The following is a 12733-nucleotide window of genomic DNA, read 5'->3' as shown; positions in this document are numbered from 1 at the left end:
ATCAAAGGGCGCCTGCCATTACTCGGCAAAATCCTGTATCAAGTCCTTGAGTGTATCGACTTCCTGCTTTGCAAGAGAAGGCCAGTCGTTGTTTTCAAACAGAGAATCATACCGGTAGAGGGCAAATCCCGGAATGCCCTCCTGCAACAGACAGTTGACTTGCTCCGTTAAGGCATGGCCGGAATTCCATTCTTCCATGGATGATGCGGAACCGTCGCCGTCGCCGATCCGGTATGCCCCCAGCCCTGCATACAGTGCAACACCTTCGGCGCGGGGCAAGGCCAGCCATTCGGCCAGGCAGCAGTCAAATGCCGACGCGGTATCGTTTCCCGACTGCCAGTCCAGTCCCCAGTAGATTTGCGGCATAAGATAGTCTGCAAAGCCGGGTTCACTGAGCCACCGTGTGACATCGCTGTACTGTGCGGTGAGATTGTTTTGCAGGTTGCCCTGTGGAGAAATACCGAACCGCACACCGCAATCATGGGCAACCTCATAGCAGCGTGCCACCAGAGAGCTGACGTTTTCCCGCCGCCAGTCGTCCAGGGACAGCAGGCCTCCGCCTGCACAATAGCTTTCATACTCTGCCGAATCAAAAGAAGCGTCCGTGGTGGGGTAAAAGTAGTCATCGAAATGAATGCCGTCAATCGCATAGTTGTCGCATAGTTCGCGCACACCCTCGGCAATATAAGCTTGTACCTCTTCACGGGAAGGGTCCAGCCAGAGTCCGCCGTCGACCTGTTTGACCCAGTCGGGGTGACTGACGGCAAGACTGGTATCGGAAAGAGAAGCCGGGATTCCTGAATTTTGCAACCGGTATGGATTGACCCACGCTTCCAGCTCAAGACCGTGAAGATGTGCCTGTTCCACCAGAATGGCCAGGGGATCGAAGCCGGGATCCTGTCCCTGGGTACCGGTACAGAGATGACTGTAGGGGAACAGCTCGCTGAGATAGAGTGCGTCGCCAAAGGGGCGTACCTGTGCAATTACAACGGTTAGCCCGGCATCGGCGCACTGTTCCAGCATTTGTGAGATATCTTCCTCAAAGGCCTGGGAAAAGGAAAAGTCGGTATGCTGCCATTCAAGGTAAGAAATCCATACCGCTCGATAGGGAAGGGGACTGGCCAGCTCCGTCATGGTATAAGAATTTGACAAAGAGTTGTCGGGCGGAGGTGTCTCTTCCCATGAGGAGGCCACAGATTCACCTGAACTTTGGCCAGAAGAAAGATTGGACAAGAGGAGCGGCGGCAAAACCAGACAAAATCCGCACAGTAAAACAATTCCTCCTGCACGCAGCAATAAACGCAGCAAAAAAACACCTCCCCGCTGCAACAGTATATGTGCCGGAGGAAAGAGGTATGGCAAGGAACCGGAGAGAGAGCACAGGTTTCGACCTTGTTTGCCTTGAACAATTAAAAGAGCCGCCCTTTCTGCAAAAGAGAAAGGGCAGCTCTGTAAAAGGTGATTTCAGCAGCAGGGAAAAGTCAGACCTCCTGCTTTGCGCATTCCTCGCACAGGCCAAATACTGTGAGAGAATAATTCTCCACTTTGATGCCGGGACAGCTCATAACAAGAGATTCCAGCTGTTCCGGAGCGATAGGCAGACTGATGACTCTGCGGCAGTTGCGGCAGAACATATGCTGGTGACTGCCCAGCTCCCCATCAAAACGATCAGCCTCTCCCGGGATGGACACCCGGCGCACCTTACCGATAGCGACCAGGGTGTTCAGATCACGGTAGACGGTGCCAAGGCTGAGACGCGGGCAAACGGCCCGCAGGGAAGTACAGATCTGTTCTGCAGTGGGATGGTCGGTGCGGGAAAGCACCTCTTTCAAAATCAATTCTCTCTGATGTGAATAGCGCATGGAAAGTCTCCTTCTGTCTGTTATTTTCTGGATACCTTTATATTCCATTTTCCCTGCCTGTGCCTGGAAATTTGGCCTCTAAACCACAAATTGTTAATATAGACTAATAATTCTAATTGCATTGTAATGATCGTGCATGCATTTGTCAACAATTTTATATGTGATAATATTGTGAAAATGCATTGCAAACAAATTCGATAGTACGATAATACGTTGCTAATTTTTTCGGCTTGAGCCGCAAAAATTGCATAAAGTGTATAAAGATATGTATTTTAGTTGAATTCGTCAATTTTGTATTTCGAAATATGCTTCTCTGATAATAGCAAATAGAGAAATATAGAAATTTACACTGCGAAAGCGGGAAATGCAATGTTTTCCTGTGACAAAACGCAGTAGAAAGGCATAAGTATCACTTTTACAGGCTGGCTGCTTGTCATTCTCTTGACAAAATGGGGCCGACGGGGCAGACAAAACCCGGGCCGGAATTTCTCCTTTCGGAGAGGTTCCGACCCGGGTATGCCTAGCTGATAAATAGGAATAAAATTACAAATTCAGGAAAATTTACATTTTTTACAACTTTCCCTTGACTTTGGCCCAATAAGCGGCAGCAGCCTGTTCGGTTTTATTGTCACCAAAGCTATAATACTGTACGTTTTTGAGCACGTCGGGCAGATATTGCTGATCGACCCAGTGATGGGGAAAGTCGTGGGCATATTTATAGTTTTGACCTTTGACCAGGGCATCCTCCCCGTCGAAGTGTTTGTTCTGCAGCTGGCGGGGAATGGGGCCGCTGCGCCCGGCTTTGATGTCTGCCATGGCCTGATTGATTCCGTTATAGGCAGAGTTGGACTTGGGGCTGGTAGCCACTAGGACGACGGCATCTGCCAGCGGGATGCGTGCCTCCGGGAGCCCAAGCATGTTGGCGGCGTCCACAGCGGCCTTGACGATGGGGATGATCTGCGGATAGGCAAGGCCCACATCCTCGCAGGCACAGACCATCAGCCGTCGGCAGGCGGAAACCAGATCGCCGGCTTCCAGCAAACGGGCCAGATAGTGCAGGGCGGCGTCGGGATCGGACCCGCGCATGGATTTCTGGTAGGCGGAGACAATGTCATAGTGATCGTCTCCCAGCTTGTCGTAGCGCATGGCCGTGTGTTTGGCAACCTGCTGTACCATATCCAGCGTGACAGTCCGGCGGCCGTCTGCATCGGCGGGGGCGGCGGTCACGGCAAATTCCATATTGCCCAGAGCCTTGCGCATGTCGCCGCCTGCGCTCTGTGCCAGATATCGCAAAGCCTCCGGTTCGATTTCCAGGGGATGACCCTGCTCTTCGGAAATACGCTGTGCCGCATTGTGCAGCCCCTGCTCAATATCGGTCCGGGTCAGCTGCTTGAATTCAAAGACGGTGCAGCGGGAGAGCAGCGCATTATATATATAAAAGTATGGATTTTCGGTAGTGGAGGCGATCAGCGTCACGGTGCCCTGTTCGATGCACTCCAGCAGGCTTTGCTGCTGACGCTTGTTGAAATACTGGATCTCATCCAGATACAGAAGAATACCCCCGGCGCCTGCCAGCGTGCCGATGTCGGACAAAACCGCCTTGATGTCGTTGGTGGAGGCGGTGGTACCGTTGAGCTTGTGCAGATGCATGCCGCTGTTTTGGGCAATGATGCCGGCCACCGTTGTCTTGCCCACGCCGGAAGGCCCGTAAAAAATCATATTGGGGATATGTCCGCTGTCGATGGTGCGGCGGAACACCTTGTCTTTGCCCAGAAGATGCTGCTGTCCGCAGACCTCATCCAGGTTGCGGGGTCTCAGACGCTGTGCTAACGGTTCGATCTTGGCCACCTCCAGTAAATGCGGCGGGAAGTTCCGCCGCTCTTTACTTGCATTATAGCGCAGCGGCGTGGTAGAATCAACCAAGAAGCCTTGCACCAAAGCCCCTGTCGGGGATGCTGGGGCAGAGAGGAATGGGGAAAGCAGGAATGACAAAAAAAGAACTGGCATTGATCTGTATTGAGCGGTTAAAGGAACAATATCCGCTGGCGGAGTGTACGCTGGACTATGACCATGCGTGGCAGCTTCTGGTGGAAGTGCGCCTTGCCGCGCAGTGCACCGACGCACGGGTCAATGTGGTGGTGCAGGATCTGTTTGCCAAGTATCCGTCGGTCGCTGCGCTGGCGGCCGCAACCCCGGAGGAAATCGAAGAGATCGTTCGTCCTTGCGGTCTGGGCCGCAGTAAGGCAAGAGACATTTCTGCCTGTATGCGGATGCTGCGGGATGAGTATGACTGCGGCATTCCCCAGACTTTTGAGGAACTTCTCAAGCTGCCGGGGGTAGGCAGAAAGAGCGCCAATCTGATTATGGGGGATGTCTTCGGCAAGCCCGCCATTGTCACCGATACCCACTGTATCCGGCTGAGCAACCGGATTGGACTGGTGGACGGCATCAAGGACCCCCGGCGAGTGGAAATGGCATTGTGGAAGATCATTCCGCCGGAAGAGGGCAGTGATTTCTGCCATCGGCTGGTCTATCATGGACGGGAAGTCTGCACTGCACGGACAACGCCCTACTGTGAAAAATGCTGCCTGGCGGATGTCTGCCGCTATGCCAGGGAAAACCGTTTGTCCCAAAAGGTGGAAAAATAAACAGAGTGTGATATAATAGATCGAATCCACTGTGAAAGGAGCTGCACGGGAATGAAGAAACAGACCGATACAAACGGCAGCACCCGACTGGGCGGGGAACTGATTTCCGCCCGGGTAGTGGAGCGTCTTGCGCAGGAGATGCGCAGCGGACTGTATGCAGGGCACGACCGCCTGCCGCCGGAAACCGAGCTGGCTGCCGCCCTGGGGGTCAGCCGCACTGTGGTGCGGGACGCCCTGAGCGAGCTGGAGCGGGAAGGCTTTATCGAACGGGTACGGGGCATCGGTACGGTTGTCAACCGGGATGTGGTCATGCTGCAGAGCCGGATGGATCACAAGCTGGAATTTTACAGCATGATCTATGCCAAGGGTAAGCAGCCACGCTCGGACAATCTGGAGGTCACCCGGGAGGAAGCCGATGAACGCCTGGCCAGAAGCCTGAATATTGCTCCGGGTGATGTTGTTGTGCGGATCTGCCGCCGGGTACTGGCCAACGATACGCCGGTCTTGTATTCCAACGACATCATCCCTCTGGCACTGTTCGGCGGACGCAAATTGGACAAGGCGGAGTTTTCCCGTCCGGTGTTTGAACTGCTGTATGAGCTGACCGGCCAGCAGGCCACCAGCACAGTGGCACATATTCATGCCGTGGAGGGCGGCGCGGCCGTTCGGCGGCTTCTCCGCCTGCGGGAAGGCCAGGCGCTGCTCATGTTGGATGAGACCTGCTACTCTCGCCTGTGCCAGCCGATCCTGCGATGCTATACTTACTATACCAACTTCTTCGACTTTGCGATGGTGCGCAAAATGATGTAAAACATAAAACGAAGGGAAGCAGCCAAAAATGAGACATTTGATCGATCCGTTGGATATCACGATGGAGGAATCGCTTCGCCTGATGGATCTGGCCGACAGAATCTGCCAGAATCCTGCCGCCTACCAGGACGTGGCCGCGCGGAAAAAGCTGGCGACGCTGTTTTATGAGCCCTCCACCCGAACCCGCCTCTCTTTTGAAGCGGCAATGCTCAATCTGGGCGGCAAGGTCCTGGGATTCCCTGATGCCGGGGTTTCCAGCGCCACCAAGGGTGAGACGGTAGCCGATACCATCCGGGTGATCAGCTGCTACGCTGACATTGCCGCCATGCGTCATCCCAAGGAAGGCGCTCCGCTGCGAGCTTCCCGCTACTCCCGCATTCCGGTCATCAACGCGGGCGACGGCGGCCACAGCCATCCCACCCAGACGCTGCTGGACATGCTGACCATCCGCCGCCGCAAGGGCCGTCTGGACCACCTGACCATCGGCTTCTGCGGCGACCTGAAGTTCGGCCGCACGGTGCATTCGCTGATCAAGAGCCTGGCCCGCTGTGAGGGAATGAAGTTTATCTTGATCTCGCCGGAGGAACTGCGGGTTCCCGACTACATCATTCATGAGTTCCTCGAACCCAAAAACATTCCCTATGTGGAAGTCCGCAGCCTGGAAGACGCCTTGCCCGATCTGGACATCCTCTATATGACCCGCGTCCAAAAAGAGCGTTTCTTCAATGAGGAAGATTACGTTCGCCTGAAAAACAGCTATATCCTGACCGAGTCCAAGCTGGCCCTTGCTCAGAAGGATATGGCGGTCCTGCATCCGTTGCCCCGCGTTAACGAGATCACCCTGGATGTGGACAATGATCCGCGCGCGGCATATTTTGAGCAGGTTCAGAACGGTGTGTATGTCCGTATGGCGCTGATCATGACTTTGCTGGGCCTGAAGGACCCGATCACTGGGGAGGTTGCGTTCGAATGCTGAAAGTAGACGAGATTCAAAACGGTGTGGTCATCGACCATATCACCGCCGGCACCGGTATGGCGCTGTATCACCTGATGGAGCTGGAAAAACTGCCGGACGCCAGCGTGGCTCTGCTGCAGAATGTGCGCAGCCAGAAGAGCGGAAAGAAGGACATCATCAAGATTGAAGGGGATATCAGCAAGATCAATTTTGATGTGCTGGGCTATCTGGACCCCCAGATCAGCATCACCTGCATTGAAAACGGACATATCTCCAAAAAGATCCGTCCCGACCTGCCCAAACGGCTGGTCAATGTGATCAAGTGCACCAATCCCCGCTGCATCACTGCCATTGAGGAAGGCTGCGACCACATTTTTGAGCTCACCCCCAGCGGCCGCTATCGCTGCATTTACTGTGAGGAAGAGTTCCGCGTCAAACCGTGAGGGTTGCTGCGGAAGAGAAAAACGATTCCTGTTATAATCAAGCCGAAAAGAGGACGGCGGAACTGCCCGCCGTCCTCTTGCTGTACCATTCTGCGGTGTGCGTGTGGATGCTGGAAAACAGCTTTCCCCAGGGATGAGATGATTTGTGCGGCTGAGTTGACATTGTGCCTTGTGCGATATATTATTTATATGGGATTTATACAATATGTCGTCTGTATTTGCATGATTATGCGTTTTGCGGTCAGATGTCCCGATACTGGCGGGAGCTGTGTGCCGCGAGGGAGTGGGGGACATGTATGCCCAAAAGACGATTGGAAAGGTTGATTACAAATGAGCTTTTCATACTTGAAAAAACTGCCGACCCCTGCTGAGATCCGCGAGCGTTATCCTTTGTCGGAGCGCGCCAAGGCAATCAAACAGGCGAAGGATCAGGAAGTACGCGATGTCATTACCGGCAAATCGGACAAGTTTCTGGTTGTCATCGGCCCTTGCTCGGCGGACAATGAGGAAGCTGTCTGTGATTACGTCGGCCGTCTGGCTCGTGTGCAGGAAAAGGTCAAGGACCGCCTGGTGATCGTGCCGCGCATTTACACCTACAAACCTCGTACCAACGGCGACGGCTATAAAGGTATCGCCTTCCAGCCCAATCCGGAGGAACGCCCGGATCTGGTCGCCGGCCTTATTGCCATCCGTCATCTGCAGATGCGCTCCATTGAGGAGTTTGGGCTGCCCGCTGCGGACGAGATGCTCTATCCGGAAAACTGGGGCTATGTGGAGGATCTGCTTTCCTACGTTGCCATCGGTGCCCGTTCGGTAGAGGATCAGCATCACCGCCAGACGGCCAGCGGTTTTGATGTGCCCACCGGTATGAAGAACCCTACCAGCGGCGACTTCTCGGTTATGCTCAACTCCATTTATGCGGCGCAGCATCCGCAGCACTTTGCCTATGCGGGATGCGAGGTTGAGACCTCCGGCAATCCGCTGGCCCACGCCATTCTGCGCGGCGGTGTCAATAAGCGCGGTGTCAGCCAGCCCAACTATCATTACGAGGATGTCCAGTGCCTGCTGGAAATGTACAATAAGATGGGGCTGAAAAATCCTGCCGTCATCATTGACTCCAACCATTCCAACTCGGACAAGCAGTACAAGGAACAGATCCGTATCGTCAAGGAAGTTATGCACAATCGTGAGCTCTCACCGGATATCCGCAATCTGGTCAAGGGCGTCATGATTGAGAGCTACATTGAGCCGGGCCGCCAGGATATTTCGGAGCATACCTACGGCAAGTCGATCACCGACCCCTGCCTGGGCTGGGAGGATTCCGAAAAGCTGCTGTATGAAATTGCGGAAATGAGCTGCTGAGGCTGCTGCGGTTCCATGGAGTAAATGGAAAATTGTAAAGCGTTTTGACCTGAAAAAGAACAGAGGCGTGAACCAATCCGGTTCACGCCTCTGCTTTTTTCTGATAAAGTAAGGTTATTTGGTGATTGTGAAAGTACGGGTAATGGGAAGAGCAAAATGGTTGCCGCCCAGAATGCACACGGTCACGACATAGCTGCCCGGCTCAGTAGGCGGGGTAGTGGTGCTGGAATAAATTCGCCATTTGCTGGTAAAGCCGGAGTACAGATAATGTACGCCGCTTTGACTGATGGTCACATCTCCGTTATAACTGAGAGTTGCTCCGAAGTCGAAGTTCTTGGCCTGCTCAACGGTGAGCTTACCGGAGATCTCCTGATTCCAGGTCAGCTTAGTACCGCTCAGACGCATCTTGACCAGCAAGAACCCGATTCCGACGCCGGTCTCATAATTCTGGCTGTCGGTCACAACGCCTACCGTGTACAGACCGGCACGGTTGGGGGTGCCGAAGGAAATTCTCAGACTGTCTGTGATGGAGGGCAGGTTGTTGATCACAGTCAGGATCTGGCCGAAGGTGCCGGTATCAATATTCAGCTTGTCCAGCAGGTCCAGTATCTCCTGCGTGCTGAACAGCTCACGCAGTTCACCCAGAGTCATGCCGTCGTTCAGCATTTGTGTAAAGCTCTTGCCATAGATTTCTTCAATCACAGGGTCCAGAACTTTCAGGAAAACAGAATTGGTATACCGATCCGGCAGGTCCAGATAAAGGGCGGTAGTCACATTGCTGGTGGTACCGGCGTAAATGGTGTACACGTCAAACTTGTCTGCCGGATTCAGGGTGACAAAGTCGGCGGGCAGGCTTTCGTCAGCGTAAATATTGGTGGAATGGACAGAGACGGTTACCTTTGCCTTGTTTACCGTCACACTGCCTTCCGTGTTTTCGCTGGGACGATACTCGGCATTGCCCTTATAGCTGATGCGGATGGACTGTGCCTCTCCAGCGCCCATTGCGGGGAAGGCACCCAGAACGGTGCCGCCAATTTCGTAGGTTTTGCCTTCAACGGGCACCCACTGGGTCAGCATATCGCTGTCAATCAGATTGCCAAGGTCACCCAGACCAAGGTCAACACCGCTTTCGATATCGGTAAGTTTGGCCTTGTATTCAATCACAAAGTTGTCCGTGGTCAGAGTATCGCGGGAGGGGAGGGTAGAGCTGTCCCAGTCAATTACGTTGTCCAGGATCGACTGCTTCATCACAGCCGGGTCCATGTTGTAGGTGAAGGAGGCGCCGCTCTTGAGAACCACATTGCTGGCAAGACGGTTGTCGGTGGTGGTCACGTCCACCGTTACCGAGTTGCCGCGATATTCGCGATTGCCGTTCCAGGAAATACGGATTTCCCAGGTGCCGGTACCGAATTTCACAAGTCCGGTGGCATCGCTCTGGTTCAGGGGCTTAAAACTGTCCGTGATGCCGGTTTTGTCCACATTGTATTCCACCGTGACATCGTCGGCGGACAGCTCCAACGGAGAAGTGGAGGCAACAACGGCATCATAGATGGCGGCAGCGGTGGCCGTATAGTCATACCCCTGCTCATCGTTAAAAATCATGCCGACTTCATAGGAACCGTCTTTCAAAGTGAACTGAAGCTGTTCCCGGTCAGCCACTTCCACATTTGTCTCTACCGTGATGGGGGCATATTCCTGATTGCCGGGCCAGTAGATTCGGACTTTCTGGGTACCGGCGGGCAGGGAAGGATAGCTCAACCCGGAACTGATGCCGCCCTCCAGGGGTACCCAGGCATGTCCAAGGCTGCCCAGGGAGCCGGTTTCGGCCTGAGCATAGTAGGTAATGGTCACGTCATCCACAGTCAGCTCCGGAGTGGAGGAAGCAATGACGGCATGGAAAACATCGGTATACAGCTTTTCTGTATCCAGCTGCATCTCCTCGGTAAGGGCCAGCTTGACGGCCGGAGAATCGTTCTGCTGTATTTCAGGGGAAGGACGGTCCGTCACGTAAACCTCAGTTTCAATCGCCACGGGAGAGTACTGCTGGTTGCCGGGCCAGGTGATCCGGATTTTCTGATTGCCGGCGGGCAGGGCAGGATAGTTCAGTCCGGAGCCGTTACGGCCTTCCAGTGGAACCCAGGCTTTGCCAAGATCTCCCACAGAACCGGAGCTTGCCGTGGCATAGTATTCGATGGTCACCTCATCCGCGGTCAACTCGGGAGTGGAAGAGGCAACCAATGCAGTAAAGAGGTCCTGACGCAGGGCATCATAATCAATGCTGATATCCTCTCTATAGGGCAGGGAAACCGAAACATCCTTGTTCAGAGTGATGGAGGAAGTCTGTTTTTCGGCTTTGGTCAGCGTGACCTCTGCCGTGCTGTCCTTGAGCCGGATCTGATAGCTGGCGTTGCCATTGTCGGCAAGAGCCGGGTGTGTAAACGTGGTGGTAACAAAAACGACCTTTTTCTCACTGGTAAAGCCGTTTACAGAACCCCAGGCATCATTTGTGAGCAGGCCATTTTTGCCAGTGCAGTAGTATTCCCACTCCAGACTCTGCGGATCGATGCCATCCTTATTGACTACAAGAGCATCAAACAGAATCTGCTTTACGGCTGTTTCATCTGCGCCGGCAGGGATAATGGCGGTGCCGCTTTGCAGCTGTACCTCCCGAGAGCGGACGGATGCATCGCTCTGCTCAGAAAGTGCGGCATGTTCCTGCATGACTGTGTTGTTTGTCGATTCGTCCTGCACGGTGGGCTCCCGAGTGGTGCCGTCATCCGCAGTCTCATTCGGAACGAAATCTGCCTCCGGTACAGCTGTATCATTTTCTTCCGCTTCTTCGGGTACGACAGTGGCTTCGGATGAAGTGGCTTCGGTGGTATAGGCTTCATCCTCGACCGGTTCAGACGGGATCGGGGCAGAGTTTTCCGTCTGTACGGTGGACGATGCAGCCGGTTCCGCTTCGTCGGCAAGTGCGTTAAGCGGCGAGCATTGCAGAACAAGCATTGCTGCCATCACACTTGCCAATGTACGTTTCCATCTTTGCATGATGGAAATCCTCCTTTACACTTTTATAATTTTTTAACTTGGTAATTTGTGGGAATTAATTGCCAAGCATTCCTATTATAACTTGCGAAAATGAAAGGCGCAATGAGAAAACGGTCGAAAACAGGAAAACAAGATAAATAAGATTATAGTGCAAAATGCCTTTGAAGATGGAGAGTATGCCAAAGTTTCACATCACCTTTGAACGGACTGTAAGAAAATTGTGTAATTTATCATACTGAAAATACAGATTTGACAGATTGAACAACAAATCCGCTTTATCATTGTGAATTTTGAACTGATTGCAAAAAACTGTGTCAAAAAAACAAAAAGACAAGTCGGTTCCGAGAATTTACCCTTCCGTTGAATCATGTTAGGATGAATACAACAAAAGCGGAAGCGACGAAACTCCGCACAAATCACAGATAAAAGGAGACGAAGAAGAACATGAAACTGAAAAAACTTATTGCTTTTTTCCTGGCAGGTGCCATGGCCCTTTCTCTGGCAGCCTGCGGAGGCAATGACAACAGCAGCTCGGCAGCAGGCGGTACAAGCGAAACCGGCAACACTGCCACGGAAAGTACGGATACCGGGGATCTGCCCACTCTGAAAGTTGCGGTCATGCCGTTCTTGAACTCTCTGCCCATTGAGTACATGGTCCAGAACAAGCTGGACGAAGCCAACGGCTTCAAGATCGAGACGGTCTACTTCTCCAACGGCGGCGCCATGAACGAGGCCCTGGCCGCGGATCAGTGGGAAGTCGGCACCCTGAGTGCCGCCGCCGTCAACTCTCTGGCCATCTACGGTGCTTACTGCATCGCTGATATCGGCCATTCCGAGGGCGGACTGTACACCCTGGTCAGTCCCGATTCTCCCATCGCTCAGGCCACCGGTACCAACCCCTCCTATCCTGACGTTCTGGGCAGCCCCGAGACGGTCAAGGGCGCGGTTATCGCCACCAGCACCGGCACCATCTCTCACCTGAACATCAACAAATGGCTGGAAGTTCTGGGCCTGACCCCCGACGACGTTCAGATCGTCAGTATGGACTTCCCGGCCGCTTACCAGGCACTCAAGACCGGCAACTGTGATGTTGCCGCTCTGAACCCGCCCACCTCCTTCACCGCTGAGAGTGAAGGCTATGTGGTCACCTCCAGCCTGAGCAGCCTGAACGTTCCCCAGTACGATTCCATCATTGTTTCCAACAAGGCTTACACTGAGCGCCGCGACGTGCTCGTCAAGTACGTCAAGGCCTTCTTCCAGGCTTGTGATGCGCTGCAGGCGGATCAGGACATGGCCGCTCAGATGCTGCTCGACTGGTACACCGCTAACGGCAGCGAGACCACTCTGGAAGCCTGCGCTACCGAGATTGAGACCCGTCCCTTCGTGACCAGCGAAGAGGCCAAGACCATCACCATCGGCGAGTCCGTCGAGATCACCGGCGAGTTCTGGGTTTCCCAGCAGCTGCTGGAAGAGAGCCGCTTCCCCGAAATCGCCAAGCATGTTGACGACAGCATTGTGAAAGAAGCTCTGGGCTTCTGATCGTTCTCGTCCCAACCAGAGGGCAGCCCTTTACCCGGATTCCGGCGGAGGGCCGCCCTCTCCACT

At 53.9% G+C, this 12733-nt stretch carries 10 protein-coding genes; 6 read left to right on the top strand and 4 right to left on the bottom strand.

Features of this window, described 5'->3' with window-relative positions; all coding sequences use genetic code 11:
* Nucleotides 1-18: 18 nt before the first annotated feature.
* The 3 genes from INF35_RS02205 to INF35_RS02195 form a co-directional block, all read right to left on the bottom strand.
* Nucleotides 19-1308 carry a glycoside hydrolase family 10 protein gene (locus INF35_RS02205; protein ID WP_193499900.1) on the bottom strand — a complete coding sequence of 430 codons (1290 nt, stop codon included), beginning with the start codon at nt 1306-1308 and terminating at the stop codon, nt 19-21.
* Nucleotides 1309-1481: 173 nt separating this feature from the next.
* A complete protein-coding gene (locus tag INF35_RS02200; RefSeq protein WP_193499899.1) occupies nt 1482-1862 on the bottom strand; it encodes a Fur family transcriptional regulator in 381 nt (126 codons plus the stop codon).
* Between the two features lie 570 nt (nt 1863-2432).
* Nucleotides 2433-3701 (bottom strand): replication-associated recombination protein A, encoded by a 1269-nt coding sequence (locus tag INF35_RS02195; protein ID WP_328740454.1) that lies wholly within the window; start codon nt 3699-3701, stop codon nt 2433-2435.
* Nucleotides 3702-3847: 146 nt separating this feature from the next.
* Between INF35_RS02195 and INF35_RS02190 the strand changes: the two genes are divergently transcribed.
* From INF35_RS02190 to INF35_RS02170, 5 genes are all read left to right on the top strand, one after another.
* Nucleotides 3848-4510 carry an endonuclease III domain-containing protein gene (locus INF35_RS02190; protein WP_193499897.1) on the top strand — a complete coding sequence of 221 codons (663 nt, stop codon included), beginning with the start codon at nt 3848-3850 and terminating at the stop codon, nt 4508-4510.
* 51 nt (nt 4511-4561) lie between these two features.
* A complete protein-coding gene (locus INF35_RS02185) occupies nt 4562-5320 on the top strand; it encodes a GntR family transcriptional regulator (RefSeq protein WP_193499896.1) in 759 nt (252 codons plus the stop codon).
* A gap of 28 nt (nt 5321-5348) precedes the next feature.
* A complete protein-coding gene (pyrB, locus tag INF35_RS02180; protein WP_193499895.1) occupies nt 5349-6296 on the top strand; it encodes an aspartate carbamoyltransferase in 948 nt (315 codons plus the stop codon).
* Complete coding sequence (locus INF35_RS02175; protein WP_193499894.1) at nt 6290-6718, top strand: aspartate carbamoyltransferase regulatory subunit; 429 nt, start codon at nt 6290-6292, stop codon at nt 6716-6718. Before pyrB ends, INF35_RS02175 begins: the two co-directional genes overlap by 7 nt.
* Before the next feature lie 330 nt (nt 6719-7048).
* Nucleotides 7049-8080, top strand: a complete 1032-nt coding sequence (locus INF35_RS02170; RefSeq protein WP_193499893.1) for a 3-deoxy-7-phosphoheptulonate synthase — start codon at nt 7049-7051, stop codon at nt 8078-8080.
* 114 nt (nt 8081-8194) lie between these two features.
* On the opposite strand, the gene INF35_RS13740 is transcribed toward INF35_RS02170, so the two are convergent.
* Nucleotides 8195-11128, bottom strand: a complete 2934-nt coding sequence (locus INF35_RS13740; protein ID WP_235983083.1) for a hypothetical protein — start codon at nt 11126-11128, stop codon at nt 8195-8197.
* 444 nt (nt 11129-11572) lie between these two features.
* Here INF35_RS13740 and INF35_RS02160 point away from each other — a divergent pair, with 444 nt between their 5' ends.
* Nucleotides 11573-12667 carry an ABC transporter substrate-binding protein gene (locus tag INF35_RS02160; RefSeq protein WP_193499892.1) on the top strand — a complete coding sequence of 365 codons (1095 nt, stop codon included), beginning with the start codon at nt 11573-11575 and terminating at the stop codon, nt 12665-12667.
* Nucleotides 12668-12733 lie beyond the last annotated feature (66 nt).

Origin of the sequence: Gemmiger gallinarum (assembly GCF_014982805.1) — a bacterium.
Taxonomy (GTDB): Bacteria; Bacillota; Clostridia; order Oscillospirales; family Ruminococcaceae; genus Gemmiger; species Gemmiger gallinarum.
This window is presented reverse-complemented; position numbering and strand designations above follow the sequence as displayed.

What these genes read in the sequence shown, in the direction of transcription:
- INF35_RS02200 (WP_193499899.1), bottom strand. Translation starts at nt 1,862, where the DNA reads ATGCGCTATTCACATCAGAGAGAATTGATTTTGAAAGAGGTGCTTTCC.
- pyrB (WP_193499895.1), top strand. Translation starts at nt 5,349, where the DNA reads ATGAGACATTTGATCGATCCGTTGGATATCACGATGGAGGAATCGCTT.
- INF35_RS02185 (WP_193499896.1), top strand. Translation starts at nt 4,562, where the DNA reads ATGAAGAAACAGACCGATACAAACGGCAGCACCCGACTGGGCGGGGAA.
- INF35_RS02160 (WP_193499892.1), top strand. Translation starts at nt 11,573, where the DNA reads ATGAAACTGAAAAAACTTATTGCTTTTTTCCTGGCAGGTGCCATGGCC.
- INF35_RS02175 (WP_193499894.1), top strand. Translation starts at nt 6,290, where the DNA reads ATGCTGAAAGTAGACGAGATTCAAAACGGTGTGGTCATCGACCATATC.
- INF35_RS02170 (WP_193499893.1), top strand. Translation starts at nt 7,049, where the DNA reads ATGAGCTTTTCATACTTGAAAAAACTGCCGACCCCTGCTGAGATCCGC.
- INF35_RS13740 (WP_235983083.1), bottom strand. Translation starts at nt 11,128, where the DNA reads ATGCAAAGATGGAAACGTACATTGGCAAGTGTGATGGCAGCAATGCTT.
- INF35_RS02190 (WP_193499897.1), top strand. Translation starts at nt 3,848, where the DNA reads ATGACAAAAAAAGAACTGGCATTGATCTGTATTGAGCGGTTAAAGGAA.